We start from the raw sequence: 17,902 nt of genomic DNA, 5'->3' as shown, positions 1-17,902 counted from the left end.
TGTACATGCGTGACTACCCCCGTCACACTCTTCTCCTTCCAGGAGGGCACGTGAAACGAGCTCCTGCCGCCGTCAGCGCACTGCTGCTCACCAGCGGCCTGCTGGCCTGCGTCGTCACCCCGGCGCACGCGGCTCCCCCCACCGCTCCCTCGCCGGACGCCTCCGCCGTGGCCCGAGCGGCAACCGTCCTACGGACGAACCCCGGCGCGGTCCAGGGTTCGAGCGCCGAGTCCTACCGGGTGCACAGCACCAAGTTGGATGCCAGCGGTGCCGCCCACACCCGCTACACCCGCACCTACCGGGGCCTGCGGGTGTACGGCGGTGACTTCGTCATCCACACCGCGCCGAACGGCACGTACGCCGGCAGTTCGGTCGGACTGGCCGCGCCGCTGACCCTCGCCACCTCGGCCAGGACCAGCGAGGCGGCCGCGAAGAAGGCCGCCAGCGACCAGTTCGCCGGCAGGGCCGAGGCGGTGGGCACGCCGGAGTTGTTCGTCGACGCCAGTTCCGGGCAAGGGCGGCTGGCGTGGGAGACGGTGGTCAGCGGGTGGCAGCCCGACGGGCAGACCCCGTCCCGGCTGCATGTCATCACCGATGCCACCACCGGTGCGGCGGTCGGCGCCTACGACGAGATCGAGTCGGTGACCGGCACTGGCAACAGCCTCTACTCGGCCACGGTCAGCATCGACACGACGCTCTCCGGCAGCACCTACCAGATGGTCGACCCCTCCCACGGCAACGGGTCGACCTGCGACATGAACAACGGCACGTCGAGCTGCACCACGTTCACCGACGCCGACAACACCTGGGGTACCGGGGCCACCTCGAACCGGCAGTCCGCCGGCGTGGACGCCCACTTCGGCGCCGCCAAGACGTTCGACTACTACAAGAACACGCACGCCCGTAACGGCATCTTCGGCAACGGCACCGGAGTGCCGAGCCGGGTGCACTACGGCAACAACTACGTCAACGCCTTCTGGGACGGCTCGCGGATGACGTACGGCGACGGCTCGGGCAACGCCCGCCCGCTGGTCGCGCTCGACGTGGCAGCCCACGAGATGAGCCACGGCGTGACCGAGAACGTGGTCCCCGGCGGTCTGACCTACTCCGGTGAGGCCGGCGGCCTGAACGAGGCGACCAGCGACATCTTCGGCAACATGGTCGAGTTCTACGCCAACACCTCGGCCGACCCGGGCGACTACCAGGTCGGCGAGAAGATCAACATCAATGGCAACGGTACGCCCCTGCGCTACATGTACAACCCGTCGCTGGACGGCTCGTCCGACAGTTGCTGGTCGAGCAGCACGAAGAACAAGGACGTGCACTACTCGTCCGGCGTCGCCAACCACTTCTACTTCAACCTCGCCGAGGGCACCGGCGCCACCGCGTACGGCACCTCACCGGTCTGCGGATCCGCCCCCGCGGTCGCCGGCATCGGCCGGGCCAAGGCCGAGAAGATCTGGTTCCGAGCGTTGGACGTCTACTTCACCTCCAACACGTCGTACGTGAACACCGGCAACCCGGCGAACACCGCCCGTGCCTACAGCCTGCGGGCGGCCACCGACCTGCACGGCAGTTGCTCCACCGAGTACAAGGCCGTGCAGGCCGCCTGGACCGCAGTGAACGTCGCCGGCAACGACGCGCCCTGCTCGACCGGCAACGACTTCTCCGTGGCACTGTCACCGACCGCCGGCTCGGTGAACCCGGGCAGCTCGGTCTCCACCACCGTCTCGACGGCCACCACCAGCGGCTCGGCGCAGACGGTGACGTTCTCCGCGTCCGGCCTGCCCAGCGGGGCGAGCGCCGCGTTCAACCCCGCCTCGGTGAGCTCGGGCGGCTCCTCCACCCTCACCATCAGCACCTCGGCGAGCACACCGCCGGGCACCTACTCGGTCACTGTCAACGGCGCGGGGTCGGTCACCCGCAGCGCCACCTACCGGCTCACCGTGAACGGCACCGGAGGCGGCTGCACCGCGCCGGGGCAGAAGCTTGCCAACCCGGGCTTCGAGTCCGGTGCGACCGGCTGGTCGGCCAGCTCCGGCGTGATCACCAGCGCCAGCAGCCAGCCGGCCCGCACCGGGACGTACAAGGCATGGCTGAGCGGCTACGGCACCAGCCACACCGACACGCTCGCCCAGTCGGTGAGCCTGCCGAGCGGCTGCTCGTCGTACACGGTCAGCTTCTGGTTGCACATCGACTCGGCCGAGACCACCACCAGCGTCGCGTACGACACGCTGCGCGTGCAGGTGCTGAACTCGGGCGGAACGGTGCTGGCCACACTGGCGACCTACTCGAACCTGAACAAGGCCACCGGTTACAGCCAGAAGTCGTTCTCGCTGGCGGCGTACGCCGGCCAGACCGTCAACCTGAGGTTCACCGGCACCGAGGATTCCTCACTGCAGACGTCCTTCGTGGTCGACGACACGGCGGTCACCGTGACCTGACCTGACCTGAACTGACGGCCCGGCGGCCACCCCTCACGGTGGTCGCCGGTCCGGTTTCCTGGCAATCTTGGACAGTTTCCGTTAGCGCATGACGGAAACTGTCCAAGATTGCTTGGCAGTCCGCGTGACCTGACCCGTCGCCGCGCCGTTATGGTCGCCGCACGCGTGCATGGCGTCGGCTCGCCAGATCGGCGCCGTCGGGCGGTGGCGCGGGAAGGGGCGGACGTGTCGGACGCGGAGTTGACAGTCGAGGTGACCGGACCGGTCGCGACTGTGGTGATCCACAACCCGGCTCGGCGCAACGCGATGACCGCCGCCATGTGGCGTCAGCTTCCCGAACTGCTCGACCGGCTGGAGCCCGACCCCGACGTACGGGCGTTGGTGCTCACCGGCGCCGGCGACGCCTTCTGCGCGGGCGCCGACCTCGGCGATCTGGCCGAGTTGCTGGACGCCGGTGACGCCAGCATCGCGGTGGCTGCCGAGGACCGGCTGGCCCGGTTCGCCAAGCCGACGATCGCGGCCGTCCGGGGTGCCTGCGTCGGCGGTGGGGCTCAACTCGCTGTCGCCTGCGATCTGCGGATCGCCGCCGCCGACGCCCGTTTCGGCGTGCCGCCGGCCCGGCTCGGGCTGGTCTACCCGGCACCGACGACGCGCCGGCTGGCCCGGCTGGTCGGCCCGTCCGCCGCCAAGCTCCTGCTGTTCACCGCCGAACTGATCGACGCCGAGCGTGCCCTGCGGATCGGCCTGGTCGACGAGGTACTGCCGGCCGACCGGCTCGCCGAACGGGTGGAGGAACTGACCGCGACGATCGCCCAGCGGTCTCCGCTGAGCATCGCCGCCGCGAAGGAGATCATCGACGAGCGGGCCGAGGCCGCGCGGATCGCCTGGTGGCACCGAAAGGTGACGAGCACCGGCGAGGCCCGGGAGGGGGTCGCGGCGATCGCCGAACGCCGGCAGCCCCGCTTCGCCTGGCGGCCACCGACCGACCACTGACCGCGTTTCAGTCCGACGCGTCGATGGTTAATGCCGGTCCACCACTGGTGATCGGGGGCCATGATGCACACGGGGACCATCAGCCCGACAGGCATCGAGCAGGGGCGACGCCGGCATCGGTGGCTGCTTCCCGTTGCCCTGTCATCCGTCATGGCCGGCGCGCTCGCGGTCGGTGTCGTGATCGGTGGTCAGGACACCGGCATCTTCGACGGTGAAGCGCCGCGCTGGGCCAGCGACCTCGGACGTGTTCTGGTGTTTCTCGGAGTCATCGTCGAGGTGGCCGCTCTCGTCTGGGTCGTACGCACCGGGCGCTACCGAGCGGCACGGCAGTCTCCGTTGCTGACCTTGAGTTGGTCGCACCGTCGGCGGCTGACGAGGCAGGTTCGACGCGGCACACCCGAGACCGACGAAGACCCGGCCCTCCTCGTGGAGACCGCCCGACAGTTCGCCGGCCAGCGCTGGTTGTGGTGCTGGCCGCCGGGTTGGCGATGACGAGCGTTGGTCAGGCATTCGTGGGGTTCGCGCCGTTCTTCGCGGTGATCGGCGGGTTGCTGCTGGTGATCTGGGCGGTGCTGATCGTGTCGGTCTTCCGGAACGCCCACCGGGGTGAGGCCTTTCTGCGGGACCACCCGGATCTGAGCGGACGCTAGCTGCAAGCCGGTCCCACTCATCGCGAGATTTCGATCCCGGGTACCCGGATCTCAGGCCGGTACGGCAGGCTGTCCGTCGTGCAGCGTGATCAGTTGCTCGCGGGCCGCTACCGGCTCCTGGAGCGCCTCGGCAGTGGCGGCATGTCGGAGGTGTATCGGGCGTACGACGAGGTGCTCGAACGGGACGTGGCGGTGAAGGTGCTGATCGCCTCGGACACCAACGCCCGACAGCGGATCCGAGGCGAGGCCAAGGCTGCGGCCCGGCTGTCGCATCCCCACGTCACGAGCGTCTACGACTACGGCGAGTCGGCGCTGGACGGAGCGCAGGTCCCGTTCGTGGTGATGGAGTTGCTCGGCGGTCACACCCTCGAACACCGGTTGGTGGCCGGGCCGTTGCCGCCGCGCGCCGGTCTGCGGGTGTGCGCCGAGGTGGCCTCGGCCCTCACCGCCGCGCACGAGCAGGGGTTGGTGCACCGCGACATCAAGCCGGGCAACGTGATGCTCACACCGACCGGCGCGAAGGTGCTCGACTTCGGCATCGCGGCTGCCGCCGGCGCGCCGGAGATCGACTTCGAGGGCCGGCTGCTGGGTACGCCGGCGTACCTGGCGCCGGAGCGGTTGCAGGCCGGCGAGGTGCTGCCGGCCAGCGACGTGTACGCCCTCGGCCTGCTGCTGTACCGGGTGCTCACCGGCCGATTGCCCTGGCCCGCCGAGGCGCAGACCGGGATGCTCCGCGCGCACACGCCCGTCGAGCCGGACCCGCTGCCCCCGATCGACTGTGTGCCGCCCGAGGTGCACCGGCTCTTTCGCTGGTGCCTGGCCGGCGACCCCGCCGACCGGCCGTCGGCCGCCGACGCCGCCCGCATATTGCTCGCCGCCGCCAGCGGGGCGGCCCCCGAGGCGGCTGCCGTTGCCGCTGCCTCCGCCGCGAATGTCGCCGAGGCGACCGGCCCCGAGCCGACCGGCACCGGGTCGACCGGCACCGCGCCGACCGGGGCCGGGCCGACCGGCACCGCGCAGACCGGGGCCGCGCAGACCGGGGCCGCGCCGACCGGGGCCGCGCCGACCGGCGATTCGGCGGCGCGGATGAGGCGCGGGCCGTGGCGTCGGGGGCGGGCCATCCTGACTGTCGGCGGAGCCGTGATCGCCGCGGTGGCGCTCGCCGGGTCGCTCGGCGACTTCAGCAATCGTCGACAGGGGCAGAGCGCCGCGCCGGCCGGCAGTGGCCCGGGCACCACCACTGTGGGGATGCCCAGCACGGAGGAGCCGACCGGCGCGGCCGAGGCCAGACCGTCCGTCGTACCGCCGACCAGGAACACCGCGCCGGCTACCCGGATCAGCCCCCCGTCCGGTCCGGGCGGGCCGGTGGTCCCGGGCCCGACGCCCGCCACTTCTGGCCCGAGCCCGACCACTGCCGCGCCGACTCCCACCGCCGCCGCCGGTGTACCCGTCCACGCGCGTGGCGGGACGGTCACCGCTCGCTGCGTGGGGAAGTCGGTCGAGGTGCTCACTGTGGTGCTCGCGCCCGATTTCCGGGTCGAGGACTACGACAGGGGGCCCGCCAAGCAGATCGTTGTCGAGCTGACCTCCGCGGCGCACAGCAGTGAGATCCGGGTGCACTGCCCCAGTGGCCAGCTGAAGTCGAAGGTCAAGGAACGCGCCGCCTGATCGGGGGCCGGCGGGTGCCGCGCCCGGGACGTACCCGGGACGCGGCCCCCCGTTCCCGCCGGCCGGTCCGTCACCGCCCGGCCAGCGCCGCCCAGCCCGGGTTACCCGGCTCCCGGCGCAGCGGCATGCCCGCCTCCGCCGGCGTCCGATCCCCCTTGCGCTGGTTGCAGGCGTAGCAGGCGGCGGTGGTGTTCCGCCAGGTGTTCCGGCCACCGCGCGAGCGCGGCAGGATGTGGTCGATGGTGGAGGCCGGGCCGCCGCAGTACGCGCAGCACCTGTCGTCGCGGCGCAGCACACCGGCGCGCGACCAGGCCGGCCCGGAGTTGAACCTCCACCGGGTGACCACGAAGCGGACCAGCCGCACCACCCGGGGCATCGGGAAGACCCCGATCACCCGGTCCGGCTCGGCCTCGTGGATCTCGGCCACCCGACGGCAGAGCATGCGGACGGCGTGTTGGACGGTGACCCGGTGCAGCGGGCCGAGATCGGCGTTGATGACGAGGACGGCGTCCACCGGGACTCCTTTCCAGAGGTGACGGACAGCAAGAAGCCGCCCGGTCCGGCTGTCGGACGGGGCGGCTCAGCGCGTACGGCTACGCGTCAGTCGGGCCGGCCCGCCCGGGGACCTTCCGCTCGGTAACCGTCGCCGGGCAGCGTCGACGGCACGGTGGTGACGTGCGACATCGTCATGAGCTGCTCCCGCGGTGGTGGTTGACCTTGCGCGCTCACGGTAGGTCGACGGGGGACACAGGAGCAACGTATTTCGATCGGCCGGGCTCGTCGGGACGCCGCTGGCGGCGGGTGCGGGGAGCCGCCTTGGCCGAGACCTGGGCTGTGGTCAGCGGTCGATTCAGCCGCAGCGCCATCCGGGCGGTGAGTTCGCTGTCCAGCAGCGGCCGGTTCACCTCACCGGCGACTGCTAGCGCGGGCCCGGATACCGACCGCCAGATCGCCGCCAGCCCGGCGCCGAGGCCCACCAGGGCCACTGTTGCCCTGGTGGTCGGTGAGCCGGCGGCCGCGGCGGCACTCACGCCGACGACCGCGAAGAGCACCAACAGCAGGGGTACGAGCACCGGCCAGAAGATGCCGCGCGCCGCCTGGGCCACCAGTCGGCGGTCCCGGATGATCAAGTTTCTGGCGACCACCGCGTAGTCCTCCTCGTCGAGCAGGTCGCGCGGGTGCAGGCCGCCGGTGAGCACGTCGCGCCAGAGGTCGCCCTGGCCGCGTAGCGCCCGGCTCAGGGTGGCGGGCGTCGGCTCGGTCGGGTCCCCGTGGCCGGCACGGTCGACAGCGCTCGCCCAGGCGGCCAGCGAGCGGCGCACCACCGCTGCCGAGTACGGCGGCAGCACGCTGGCCAACTCGTCCAGCCACCTGCTGATCTGGACCTGCCGGCCGCCGAACTGCCGCAGCAACTGCGTGACGTCGCCGGCTCGGACGGTGTCGGCCACCGAACGGCCCAGTCGGTAGGCCAGCCCGACCCGGTGGTTGGCGGCCATCGCCCAGCGCAGCACCTCCACGTTGAGGTCGTCGAGGGCGAGCAGCAGCGGCACCGGGTCGGCGGAGTCGGGCTGGCCCAGGTCGGGGAGCAGGGCTCTGGCGGCCGACGTGTCGGGTACCGGCCCGGTGTGCCGGGTGAGGTCGGCGATCTGAGCGAGGGCGACGTCCACCCCGTCGAGGTACATCCGCATCCGACGGTGGACGGACATCTCGGTGAGGTTGGAGAGTTTGGCCGGCGGTACTGCAGGGCGAGCCTCGACGAAGGCGCGGGGCTCCGCGTGCTGCCCGTGGTGGTAGGCGTCCGCCATCCACCAGCCCAGCCGGAGCGCGGTGACGATGCACGCGCGCTCGTCGCGGATCAGCGGGTACGCGTCGTCGTGGCCGATCTCGTCGATCGGCGACTCGTTCTCCGCGCCGGCGCGGTGCAGTGGTGACATCTCCCGCTGCCCTCCCGCCCGGCCGATCGACGGTTGATCATTCGAGCGTACGGCAGCGTACGGTGGCTTATGTTGTGTTTTGTCGATTTGGCCTGCCGGCCAGCAGCCCACGCGGCCGGATCGAGCGCACCGGCTCGGCCGCGCCACCCTCGGCGCGCAGGATGTGGTTCGCGGCGATGATCCCGGTCGCGGCCGAGCGTTCCATCAACGCGCTCGGGAAGTCCGTGGCGATGCCGTCGCCGGCCAGGTAGAGGCCGTTCGCGTCGGTGCGTACCCCCGGTCGCCACGCGTGGCTGCCCGGCGTGAACGCCGGCGCCTGCGCCTCCACCCGGGCCCGCAGCTCGCGGACCCGCAGGTCGCCCGCCTCCGGCCAGAGCGCGACCAGTTCGCGGCGCATCCGCTCGGCCAACTCCTCGGCCGGCACGCCGGGCTCGCAGGCGTACGCGTGCAGCTCGACGACCGACCCACCGGTCTGCTGCGCCCATCGCCGCGGCTCGTTCTCCAGCCGGTGGTAGAGCGTCACCGAGTCCAGAGTGGGCTGGCGGGACACGCCGCTGAACACCGCCCGCTCGGCGGCCACGTCCCCGTCACACCAGTAGCGCGCCACCGCGTACGGCGGGCCGGGGACACCGAAGGCCGGCATAGATGCCGCCAGCTCGGGTGCCTGCTCGACCACGTCCGGGGAGGCCGCCACCAGCGCGGCGAGCGCCGGCGGGTCGACGGCGAGCACGACATGACCCGCCGGATGGCTGCCGCCGTCGGTGGTCGTCACCCGCCAGCCCTCGGCGTCGCGGTGCACCCCGGTGGCGGCGCAGTTGGTGAGGACCCGGCCGCCGTGCTTCTCCACGTGCCGGGTCAGCGGCTCCCAGATCGCCGTGGCGTAGTCCTCGTCGGGGCAGTCGAAGGCCAGACCCTCCGGGTTGCCGAGCAGATAGAAGTGGAACTGGGCGACCATCTCGGCGGCCGACATCTCCGCCTCGTGGTTGAAGAACGAGTGCGAGAAGACCTCGAACAGCATCGCCCGCGCCCGGTCCGGCAGTCGCAGCGACGCCAGCAACTCGTCGGCGGTGCTGTCGTCCAGGTCGGCGTAGGTGCGCACCGGGTCGTAGCTGAGCAGCGGCAGCGCCGCGTCCCGGTCCATCAGCCGCAGGTCGGCCAGGCGCAGGCTGGGGCTGCGCAGCAGCAGCGCCAGCAGGTTCGCCGGCGGCGCGGGCGGCAACTTGCCGAACTCCTCGGTCGGCCACTGCTCGCTGAGAATCGGGTAGCCCGGAATCGGCTTGAGAAAGCCGAGGTCAGGATCGATCCGGCGGAGGATGGACCGCCAGTTGTAGTACTGCCGGAAGAACGCGTGGAAGCCGTGCTCGTTCTGCTGGTGGCCGTCGGCGAGCGCCTCCGGCCAGGCGCCCAGTCGACCGCCGAGGGTCGGTGCCGCCTCCAGCACCGTGACCGCCACACCCCGCTCGGCCAACACCACAGCCGCCGACATCCCGGCGATGCCGCCACCCACCACCAGCGCCGTCGTCGGTCGCGGCACCCGGTCGGCGCCACCGCCGCCCGGGTCCACCTGGTGCTGCCGTACGCCGATCAGCCGACCTACCACTTGCGACAGCGCCATGGGCCCAGTCTGCCCCACCGTGGATCAGTCGGCTGGTAAGCAACGGCGGGGACGGTCGGAGGCCGGCCAGACGTACTCCAGATCCTCCGGCACGTCGTGGCCGAACTGCGGGCGGTAGTGCGTCGGGTCCTTGCGCAGCAGCGACGAGCGGTGACTCAGGTGCAGGTCGTCGCGGCCCAGCCACGGTGGCAGCTCACCGGCTCGGGCCAGCTCGTCCTGGCTCCGAACGACGCCGGCCCCGCAGGCTGCCGCGAGGTCGACGGTCATCGTGGTGGCGCAGGTGTCGGCCCGCCCCGGTTCGGTCCAGACCGCGCACATGTCCAGCCCGTACCGGACGAGCGCCTCCTCGTACCCGGCCCACATCTTCACCGCCGGGTGGTTGCGCCAGCCGTACCCGGGCCGGGTGAGTCCACGCAGCACCTGGATGGCCTCCACCCGCTGCTTGCCGAGCCGCTTCTGATCCAGCGTGCGGGCGCTGGCCAGAAAGCCCGGGTACGGGAGGAACGTCTGCATGTCGCTGCTCTACCCGTCGCCGGGACGGACATACCTGCCCGCGGGATGATCCGGACGGGGTCGCCCACCGTGGCCGTGCTGATTACGATCCGGGCATGGCGGAGCCGTGGCGGGACCGGGCGCGACGGGCGGTCGAGTGGAACTGGCGGCTGCGGTCCGTCGGTGATCCGCGCCCGCACTACGTGATCTGTGGCAAGGACGCGCTCGCCTACTACGTGGCCCGGGCGATGCTCGAATCCGAGCTGCCGGCGGGCGGGGCCCGGGTGACAGTCGTGGTGCCGGAGCGTTACCGCAGCAACGGGCCGGACGTGGCCGGGCTGCGCGGCGTCCGGGTGGTCCGCTCGGACCGGCTGGACGTGGCCACCTTCGAGGCCGCCGGTCTGGCCGGCGCGACCGGGCTGGCCCTCTTGCACCAGGACGACGTGGGCAACCTGCACGCCGCGCTCTGCGCCCAGGCTGTCGACCAGCGGGTCCGCCAGGTGCTGCGGATGTTCAACGGCACCCTCGCCGACGGCGTACGCAAGCTGCTCAAGGCCCCGGTCGAGGTGCTCTCCGACGCCGAGATGGCCGCGCCGGCGTTCGTGGCCGCCGCGCTGAACGAGGTCGACCCGAGTTCCTTCCAACACCGGGACAAGACGCTGCGGGTGGCGCGTCGGGCCGACGTCCGACAGCAGGACGTGGTCTGCGCGTTGGCGCACCTCAGCGAGGCGCAGGGGGTGGAGCTGCTGCCGGCCGAGCAGGCCGGCGCCGACCTGGTGCTCGCCGAGGCGACCGGTCAGCCACCGGCCACCGAGGTCGCCGCCCGCCGGTTGGTCCGGGCGCGTCGGCGGCGTCGTCCGGTAGCTGTGGTGCTGGGGGCGGTACGTGGCTTCGCCACTCGCAAGATCGGCATCGCGGTGATGGCGGTGCTCGCGCTGATCGCGGTGCTGGGGGCGCTGATCTCCCGGGCCGAGGACGTCTCTCCGCTGGAGGCGCTGTACCTGACGCTGGTCACCACGCTCAGCGGCGCCGACCCGGACACCACGAAGGCGGCGGACGCCCAGATCATGCAGGTGGTGCTCAACCTGGCCGGGTTGGCGCTGATCCCACTGATCACCGCCGTCGTGGTGGACGGCATCGTCAACGCCCGGCTGGCCCTGCACACCGGCCGCCTGCAACCCGCGCGGGTCGGGCATGTGGTGGTGATCGGCCTGGGCAACGTCGGCACCCGGGTGATGGCGCAGCTGCGCGAGTACGACGTCGAGGTGGTGGCGATCGACAAGGATCCGGAGCCACGCGGCGCCGCCCTGGCCCGCCAACTGGAGGTGCCGCTGATCGTCGGCGACGCCGCGTTGCCGGAGACACTCGTCGCCGCTTCGGTGGCCGACTGTCAGGCGCTGGTGGTGGCGTCCACCGACGACGTGGCCAACCTGGAGGCGGCGCTCGCTGCCCGCGACCTCCGCGCCGACCTGCGCGTGGTGCTTCGGCTCTTCGACGGTGACTTCGCCGAACGGGTGGAGGAGACCTTCGCGCTCGGCGTGTCCCGTTCGGTCTCCTACCTGGCCGCCCCGGCCTTCATCGGGGCGCTCACCGAACGCGCCGTGATCACCACCATCCCCGTCGACCGGCACGCGTTGCCGGTCGCCGAGGTGCCGGTCGCCGCCGGCTCCGAGCTGGACGGCCGACCGCTGGGTGTGGTCAACCGGGACGGGCAGGTCCGGCTGATCGCCCGCACCCCGGCCGGTGGTGCCAAGACCATCTGGTGGAAGGACCTGGACCCCCGGCAGGTGATCTTCGCCGGCGACCGGCTGACAGTCGTCGCCCGGCGACGCGGGTTGGACTGGCTGACGCGCCAATGCGCACCGCCGGCCCACCCCGTCCCGGTCCCCCGACCGGCCGGGGCGGTCCACGGCGGGGTGCACACCCCGGCGGCGGCGTCTCCCGCGGTGCCGGGCCAGACGGACCCCGGGGTCGGCGTGGCGCACCCCGTTGCGCCAGCCGGGGGCGCTTCCTCGACAATCGCTGGCGGCCCGCCGGACGACTTCGAGCCGACCCGCCGTCATGACGAGGCCGGTGAGGTGAGCTGACACCCCCGGCGCAGCCGACCATTCGACGCGGAGGTGTTCCTTGGGCAAGGAGACTGAGCCCACTCGTCGTACTGAAGCTGGAGCAGCGTCTACCGAGAGCTTCGACGGTCAGCGGCTGCGCACGGTCCTTACCGCACTGGAACCGTGGCAGCGTGTTGCGTTCGCGGTTAGTTGCGTCGAGGTTCTGGTGCCGTCCTACACAAAGTTCAGCGAACCGGACCAGGTCGGTGACGCTGACCTCGTCCGGGCCAGCGTCGATGCTGTCTGGTCGGCCTTGGCGGGTAATCAGCCGGCCGTGCACCATTCCGAGTTGCCGGCAGGCCGAGGCTCTCACAATTCTCGGACACCCGGCCGGCGACCGGACAGCAGTCGCTGAGCTTCGCGCCGCTGCTCGACGAACTCCAGTTGGTGGTGTCCTGTAACTGCGGTGGGACGACGATGTGTTAGCGGCGATCCGACTTTGTCGGGGCGTACGTTGTGCGTACACTCGGGTGGTGAGTGCGAAGGCGGAGCGGCTGCACCTGCGGGTGGATGAGCAGCAGAAGGCGTTGCTGGAGGCGGCCAGTCAAGCCGCCGGGGACAGCGTCTCGACGTTCGTGTTGAAGGCGGCGACCGAGGCCGCGGCGGATGTGCTCGCCGACCGGCGGGCGTTCCTGCTCGACGAGGATGCCTGGCGGGTCTTCGACGAGGCGTTGCAGGGGCCGGCCCAGGACGTCGCCGGGCTGCGGGAACTGTTGACCGGCCCGACGGTGCTCGACCCGCCGACTGATGGTGCGCCACTGTGAGTTCCCGCTTCTCGGCGGTCGAGCCGCTGTCGGCCGAGTTCGCGGTGACCGGGTTCGACTGCGGATCCCGCGCGCAATCGGTGTGGCTGGTCGAGCATGCCCTGCAAGCCCATCGGGCGGGCTTGTCCCGGGTGTACGCGGTGCGGGACAACGAGCACCCCGACCAGCGAGTGGCCGGCTACTACGCCCTGGCTGCCGGCAGCGTCGCCCCCGCCGATGCCTCGCCTCGCCTGCAGCAGGGGGCCGGCCGCTACCACCAACCGGTGGTGATCCTGACTCGGCTCGGGGTCGACCGCAGCGCCCAGGGCGTCGGACTGGGCCGAGCCCTGGTGGTCGACGTACTGCGGCGGATAGCCGCCGCCTCCGAGGTCATCGGCGTACGTGCGGTGCTCATTCACTGTGAGACGGAAGCCGCCCGCGACTTCTATCAGGGGCTGGCGAAGTTTGAGGCCAGCCCTACCGACCCCATGCACCTGTTGCTGCTGATGAAGGACCTTCGCCGCGCGGTCAACGGCTGATCGGTCAGCCGGAACCGGCCGGAGCTGAGCGACAATCGACGGCATGCGTTTCCGCATCCTGGGGCCGACCCAGGTCGTGCTGGCCGACGGGCGAGAGGTCCCCGTGGGCGGTCCGCGGCTGCGCGCCCTGCTGGCGCTCCTCCTGCTCGACGCGGGTCGGGTGGTCTCCGCGGAGCGCCTGATCGACGGCCTGTACGGGGAGCATCCGCCCCGGGGTGCTGCCAACGCGCTCCAGTCCCAGGTGTCGCGGCTGCGTCAGGCCCTGCCCGCCGGGCACGACCCGGTCGAGTTCCACCCGGCCGGTTACCGCCTGGCCGTGGACCCCGACGATGTCGACGCGTACCGGTTCGAACGGCTCGCCGGGGCGGGACGCCGCGCGCTCGTCGACGGCGACTGGCCCCGGGCGGCGACGGTGTTGCGCGAGGCGCTGGAGCTGTGGCGTGGTCCCGCCCTGGCCGATGCCATCGGCGCAGCCGGCGTGCCCGCCCAGGCGGCCCGGCTGGACGAACTGCGGTTGGCCGCCATCGAGGATCGGGTCGAGGCGGACCTGGCGTTGGGCGCACAGAGCGCGCTGATCGCGGAGTTGCGGGAGTTGGTCGTCGCGCATCCCCTGCGGGAGCGCTCGCGGAGCCAGCTCATGCGTGCCCTGGCGGCACTGGGTAGGCCGGCGGAGGCGCTGGCAGAGTTCGAGGACGCTCGGCACACGCTGGCCGATCAGCTCGGCGTCGACCCATCGGCGGAACTGGCTGCCGTTCACCTGGCGGTGCTGCGTGGGCAGGAACGCCTGTCGGCCGAATCGGTGCTGCCGAGTCAACTCACCACCTTCGTCGGACGCGAGGAGGAGCTCAAGCGCATCGGCGACCTGCTCGGCGAGCGACGGCTCGTCACCCTCACCGGCCCCGGGGGCGCGGGCAAGACGCGCCTGGCGATCGAGGCCGCGGGCCGGGTCGACGGGGAGGTCCGCTTCGTCGAGCTGGCCGGCCTGGCCGACGGGTCGGACGTTCCGCAGGCGGTGCTGAGCGCGCTCGGCCTGCGCGACGCCGGCCTGCGCGGTCCGGCCGAGCCGGGCTGGCAGACCGTCGACCGGTTGGTCGAGGCGCTCGTCGAGCGGCGACTGCTGCTGGTGCTCGACAACTGTGAGCACGTCCTCGTTGACGCGGCCCGGCTGGCGGCCCGGTTGCTGAGCGCGTGCCCGGCGTTGCGCGTCCTGGCCACCAGTCGGGAGCCGCTCGGGCTGGCCGGTGAGGCGCTGTGCCCGCTGTCCGGGCTCACAGTGCCACCGCTCGGCGCGTCCGCGTTGGACGCCGACGACTACGCGGCGGTCGGTCTCTTCGCCCAACGGGCCGCCGACGTCGCCCCCGACTTCACCGTCACGCCGGCCAACGTCGAGATGGTGCTGCGGATCTGTCGCGGCCTGGACGGCCTGCCGTTGGCGATCGAATTGGCCGCCGCGCGGCTGCGCGCGTTGTCCGTCGCCGAGGTGGCCGCCCGTCTCGACGATCGGTTCCGGCTGTTGTCGACGGGCAACCGGGCCGTGTCGCCGCGACACCGCACCCTGCGGGCGGTGGTCGAGTGGAGTTGGGATCTGCTCGACGACGCCGAACGGGAAGTGGCCCGACGACTGACCGTCTTCGCCGGTGGGGCCACGCTGGAGGCGGCCGAGCGGGTCTGCGGCCTGTCCACCGCCGAGTTCGTCGACGCGCTCACCGGTCTGGTCGACAAGTCCTTCGTGGAGATGACCGGCGGCCGGTACCGGATGCTCGAAACGGTGCGGGCCTTCTGCGCCGAGCGTCTCGCCGAGGCCGGCGAGGCCGACCAACTCCGTCGCGCACACACCGCGTACTTCCTGGAGTTCGCCTGGACCGCCAGCGACCACCTCCGGTGTGTCGAACAGCTGCACTGGCTGCGACTGCTGGACGCGGAGCGGGACAACCTGCACGCGGCGTTGCGCCGGGCCACCGCGGCCGGTGACGCGTCCGACGCGGCCGGGATGGTCGCGGCCCTGTCGTTCTACTGGTGGCTGCGCGGCATGCGCGGGGAAGGGGCGCGGCTCGCCGGCGACGTTCTCGAACTGCTCGGCACCGAGGCGCCGCCGGGGCTGGGTGAGGAATTCGCCCTCTGCGTCTACAACGCCTCGCTGACCGGCTCCGGCCCTCTGCCGTCCCTCGGGACGCAGCGGTCCGTGATCCGCAGCCTCGACCGGCCGCCCCGCCAGCCCTTCCTGCTGTACCTGTCGGGAATCTCGACCGGACCGCCGTCCGGCGGTGCCGAGGATGTCGACGAGCTGATGGGGGAGCTGCGCCGGCTGGTCGGCCCGGACCCGTGGATCAACGCGCTCGGCGCGATGGGCAGCGGCTCGGCGCTGATGTGGAGCGACCAACGGGACCGGGCCAGGGCCGCGCTGGCCACCGCGCTCGACGGCTTCCGCGGCACCGGGGACCGGTGGGGCACCATGATCACGCTCGGTGCGCTCGGCGAACTGGCCGCTTGGCAGGGCGATGCGGAGACCGCGGGCGCCCACATGGACGAGGCCATGGGATTGGTCGAGGCGCTCGGGTCGGCCGTCGACCAGGCCGACATGCTGCGTACCCGGGGCGAGACAAGGCTGCGCGCCGGTGACCTCGCGGCGGCGCACGACGACTTCGCCGGTGCCCTGCTCCTCGCGCAGCGCAGCGGCGCGCCCGAGTTCGTGGCCAGCGCCCGGCTCGGTCTCGCCCAGGTGGCCCGGGTGCGCGGGGACCTGGCCGCGGCGAGGCTGTACTGCGAGGAGGCGTTGGCCGGTGGCCTCACCGGCTGGTACGTCGGCGAGGCCGCCCGTGCGGAGATCATTCTCGTCCTGAAGGAGATCACCGAGGCGGAGAAGGCCGGTGCGCCGCCGTCAGCGGACGGTGCGTGATCCGTCAGCGCCCGGCGGCATCGTGGGGGCATGACGACATTCGAGGTGGTCGCCGAGGGTCTGGGCAAGCGGTACGGCCCGACCCGCGCGCTCGACACGTTCGACCTGACGGTGCCGCCCGGCACGGTCCACGGACTGCTGGGACCGAACGGCGCTGGCAAGACGACTGCCGTACGGATCCTCACCACGCTGCTGCGCTTCGACACGGGACGGGCCACAGTGGCCGGGTACGACGTGGCGCGCCGGCCGGACGAGGTGCGCGCCCGGATCGGGCTGACCGGGCAGTACGCAGCGGTCGACGAGATCCTCAGCGGCCGGCAGAACCTGGAGCTGTTCGGCCGGTTGTTCCGGCTCGGCCGACGGGAGGCCCGCCGACGCGCCGGTGATCTGCTGGAACGGTTCGGGCTCGACGAGGCGGCGAGTCGCTCCGCCGGTGAGTACTCGGGTGGGATGCGTCGCCGACTGGACCTTGCCGCGAGCCTGATCCGTACGCCGCGGGTGCTGTTCCTGGACGAGCCGACGACCGGCCTGGACCCGCGCAGCCGCAACCAGGTGTGGGACCTGGTCCGCGGTCTCGTGGCGGACGGGACGACGGTGCTGCTCACCACGCAGTACCTGGAGGAGGCCGATCAGCTCGCCGACCGGATCTCGGTGATCGACGCCGGCCGGGTGGTGGCCGAGGGTTCGCCCGACCAGCTGAAGGCGATGACCGGTGGCGACCGGATCGAGGTGGTGGTCCGCGACGCGGCCGAGCTGAGCCAGGCGGCCCGCCTCGTCGCGCCGATCTGCGGTGCGGAGCCCGAACTCGACACGGAGGTCCGACGGCTCAGCGTGCCGGTGCTCGATCGCGTCGCCGGCCTGGTCGACGTGGTTCGGGCGCTGGACGACGCCGGGATCGCTGTCGAGGACATCGGTCTGCGGCGCGCGACGTTGGACGAGGCGTTCCTGCACCTGACCGGGCACCGGCCGGACGACACCCGCGAGCCCGTGGCGGCCGGACGAACTGGGGAGAGGGCATGACCACCGCGATCGCTGACGGCTGGACGATGACCAGGCGGAACATGACTCACGTGGTCCGCGCTCCGGAGGAGTTGATCCTCTACTTCTCGCTGCCGATCATGTTCGTGCTGGTCTTCGGGTACGTGTTCGGCAGCGGCATGCAGGTGGCGGGTGGCGGCGACTACCGCGAGTTCCTGTTGCCCGGGGTCTTCGTGATGACGATGCTCTACGGGCTGGGGGCCACCGCGACCGGCGTGGCGCTCGACCTCAGCCGGGGCGTGGTCGACCGGTTCCGGTCGATGCCGATGGCACGGTCCGCCCTGATGACCGGTCGCAGCGCCGCCGACCTGCTGCGCGCCCTGCTGGAGATGTCCACCCTCCTGGTGTGTGGCCTGCTCGTCGGGTGGCAGTGGCGGCAGGGTGTCGGCAAGGCGATGCTCGCCGTCGGCCTCCTCCTGCTGCTGCGAATCGCGATCACCTGGGTCGGGATCTACCTGGCGTTGCTGGTCCGCAACCCGGACACGGTCGGTGTGATCGTCTTCCCGGCGGCGTTCCCGTTGAGCGCGATCTCCAACGTCTTCGTGTCGCCCGAGCTGATGCCCCCGGTCATCGGGACGATCTCGGAGTGGAATCCGTTGTCGGCCACCGTCGCGGCGATCCGTGAACTGTTCGGCAACCCGGGCCTGGGTGGCGACTCCTGGCCGGCGGAGCACGCGATGCTGTTGGCGGTGCTGTGGCCGGTGCTGCTGATCGCGACGTTCGCCCCGCTGGCCGTGCGCCGCTACCAGCGGTTGAGCCGTTGACTCCGGCCGTCGGCCTCG

The 17,902-nt window shown here is 72.0% G+C and carries 16 protein-coding genes; 12 read left to right on the top strand and 4 right to left on the bottom strand.

Annotated features, from left to right (window positions below; all coding sequences use genetic code 11):
- Positions 1 to 50 precede the first annotated feature (50 nt).
- From OHB44_RS31975 to OHB44_RS31955, 5 genes are all read left to right on the top strand, one after another.
- Positions 51 to 2,444, top strand: a complete 2,394-nt coding sequence (locus OHB44_RS31975; protein WP_330439151.1) for a M4 family metallopeptidase — start codon at positions 51 to 53, stop codon at positions 2,442 to 2,444.
- Positions 2,445 to 2,669: 225 nt separating this feature from the next.
- Positions 2,670 to 3,437 (top strand): enoyl-CoA hydratase/isomerase family protein, encoded by a 768-nt coding sequence (locus OHB44_RS31970; protein WP_238683049.1) that lies wholly within the window; start codon positions 2,670 to 2,672, stop codon positions 3,435 to 3,437.
- Positions 3,438 to 3,587: 150 nt separating this feature from the next.
- Positions 3,588 to 3,929, top strand: coding sequence for a hypothetical protein (locus tag OHB44_RS31965; RefSeq protein WP_330439150.1), 342 nt, complete (start codon positions 3,588 to 3,590; stop codon positions 3,927 to 3,929).
- Positions 3,926 to 4,087, top strand: coding sequence for a hypothetical protein (locus tag OHB44_RS31960; RefSeq protein WP_330439149.1), 162 nt, complete (start codon positions 3,926 to 3,928; stop codon positions 4,085 to 4,087). The genes OHB44_RS31965 and OHB44_RS31960 overlap by 4 nt, the downstream gene beginning before the upstream one ends.
- Before the next feature lie 78 nt (positions 4,088 to 4,165).
- Positions 4,166 to 5,755: a serine/threonine-protein kinase gene (locus OHB44_RS31955; RefSeq protein ID WP_330439148.1), complete on the top strand. Its 1,590-nt coding sequence runs from the start codon at positions 4,166 to 4,168 to the stop codon at positions 5,753 to 5,755.
- Positions 5,756 to 5,825: 70 nt separating this feature from the next.
- Here the strand turns inward: OHB44_RS31955 and OHB44_RS31950 are convergent, their stop codons facing one another.
- The 4 genes from OHB44_RS31950 to OHB44_RS31935 all read right to left on the bottom strand — a co-directional run bounded on the left by OHB44_RS31950 (position 5,826) and on the right by OHB44_RS31935 (position 9,817).
- Positions 5,826 to 6,269: an HNH endonuclease gene (locus OHB44_RS31950; RefSeq protein WP_238683052.1), complete on the bottom strand. Its 444-nt coding sequence runs from the start codon at positions 6,267 to 6,269 to the stop codon at positions 5,826 to 5,828.
- 211 nt (positions 6,270 to 6,480) lie between these two features.
- Entirely contained in the window at positions 6,481 to 7,689 is a 1,209-nt protein-coding gene (locus tag OHB44_RS31945; RefSeq protein WP_266304295.1) for a hypothetical protein, read from the bottom strand.
- Positions 7,690 to 7,756: 67 nt separating this feature from the next.
- Positions 7,757 to 9,304, bottom strand: coding sequence for an FAD-dependent oxidoreductase (locus OHB44_RS31940; protein WP_330439146.1), 1,548 nt, complete (start codon positions 9,302 to 9,304; stop codon positions 7,757 to 7,759).
- 24 nt (positions 9,305 to 9,328) lie between these two features.
- Positions 9,329 to 9,817: an MSMEG_6728 family protein gene (locus OHB44_RS31935; protein ID WP_330439144.1), complete on the bottom strand. Its 489-nt coding sequence runs from the start codon at positions 9,815 to 9,817 to the stop codon at positions 9,329 to 9,331.
- A gap of 95 nt (positions 9,818 to 9,912) precedes the next feature.
- Between OHB44_RS31935 and OHB44_RS31930 the strand changes: the two genes are divergently transcribed.
- From OHB44_RS31930 to OHB44_RS31905, 7 genes are all read left to right on the top strand, one after another.
- Complete coding sequence (locus tag OHB44_RS31930) at positions 9,913 to 11,883, top strand: potassium channel family protein (RefSeq protein WP_238683056.1); 1,971 nt, start codon at positions 9,913 to 9,915, stop codon at positions 11,881 to 11,883.
- A gap of 40 nt (positions 11,884 to 11,923) precedes the next feature.
- On the top strand, positions 11,924 to 12,259 hold the full coding sequence (locus OHB44_RS33570; protein WP_442932638.1) for a DUF416 family protein: 336 nt from the start codon (positions 11,924 to 11,926) through the stop codon (positions 12,257 to 12,259).
- 118 nt (positions 12,260 to 12,377) lie between these two features.
- Positions 12,378 to 12,668, top strand: coding sequence for a type II toxin-antitoxin system TacA family antitoxin (locus OHB44_RS31925; protein WP_238683057.1), 291 nt, complete (start codon positions 12,378 to 12,380; stop codon positions 12,666 to 12,668).
- Entirely contained in the window at positions 12,665 to 13,186 is a 522-nt protein-coding gene (locus OHB44_RS31920) for a GNAT family N-acetyltransferase (RefSeq protein WP_330439141.1), read from the top strand. Before OHB44_RS31925 ends, OHB44_RS31920 begins: the two co-directional genes overlap by 4 nt.
- A 43-nt stretch (positions 13,187 to 13,229) precedes the next feature.
- Positions 13,230 to 16,082 (top strand): BTAD domain-containing putative transcriptional regulator, encoded by a 2,853-nt coding sequence (locus OHB44_RS31915; RefSeq protein ID WP_330439140.1) that lies wholly within the window; start codon positions 13,230 to 13,232, stop codon positions 16,080 to 16,082.
- 30 nt (positions 16,083 to 16,112) lie between these two features.
- Complete coding sequence (locus tag OHB44_RS31910; protein ID WP_330439139.1) at positions 16,113 to 17,102, top strand: ATP-binding cassette domain-containing protein; 990 nt, start codon at positions 16,113 to 16,115, stop codon at positions 17,100 to 17,102.
- Entirely contained in the window at positions 17,099 to 17,884 is a 786-nt protein-coding gene (locus tag OHB44_RS31905; RefSeq protein ID WP_238683061.1) for an ABC transporter permease, read from the top strand. Before OHB44_RS31910 ends, OHB44_RS31905 begins: the two co-directional genes overlap by 4 nt.
- The last annotated feature ends 18 nt before the right edge of the window (positions 17,885 to 17,902 follow it).

It is taken from the genome of Micromonospora sp. NBC_00821, assembly GCF_036347035.1.
Taxonomy (GTDB): Bacteria; Actinomycetota; Actinomycetes; order Mycobacteriales; family Micromonosporaceae; genus Micromonospora; species Micromonospora hortensis.
Note: the sequence above shows the minus strand (reverse complement) of the source record. Positions and strands in the feature narration are given on the sequence as shown.

What these genes read in the sequence shown, in the direction of transcription:
- OHB44_RS31910 (WP_330439139.1), top strand. Translation starts at nt 16,113, where the DNA reads ATGACGACATTCGAGGTGGTCGCCGAGGGTCTGGGCAAGCGGTACGGC.
- OHB44_RS31940 (WP_330439146.1), bottom strand. Translation starts at nt 9,304, where the DNA reads ATGGCGCTGTCGCAAGTGGTAGGTCGGCTGATCGGCGTACGGCAGCAC.
- OHB44_RS31960 (WP_330439149.1), top strand. Translation starts at nt 3,926, where the DNA reads ATGACGAGCGTTGGTCAGGCATTCGTGGGGTTCGCGCCGTTCTTCGCG.
- OHB44_RS31915 (WP_330439140.1), top strand. Translation starts at nt 13,230, where the DNA reads ATGCGTTTCCGCATCCTGGGGCCGACCCAGGTCGTGCTGGCCGACGGG.
- OHB44_RS31905 (WP_238683061.1), top strand. Translation starts at nt 17,099, where the DNA reads ATGACCACCGCGATCGCTGACGGCTGGACGATGACCAGGCGGAACATG.
- OHB44_RS31930 (WP_238683056.1), top strand. Translation starts at nt 9,913, where the DNA reads ATGGCGGAGCCGTGGCGGGACCGGGCGCGACGGGCGGTCGAGTGGAAC.
- OHB44_RS31965 (WP_330439150.1), top strand. Translation starts at nt 3,588, where the DNA reads ATGGCCGGCGCGCTCGCGGTCGGTGTCGTGATCGGTGGTCAGGACACC.
- OHB44_RS31945 (WP_266304295.1), bottom strand. Translation starts at nt 7,689, where the DNA reads ATGTCACCACTGCACCGCGCCGGCGCGGAGAACGAGTCGCCGATCGAC.
- OHB44_RS31935 (WP_330439144.1), bottom strand. Translation starts at nt 9,817, where the DNA reads ATGCAGACGTTCCTCCCGTACCCGGGCTTTCTGGCCAGCGCCCGCACG.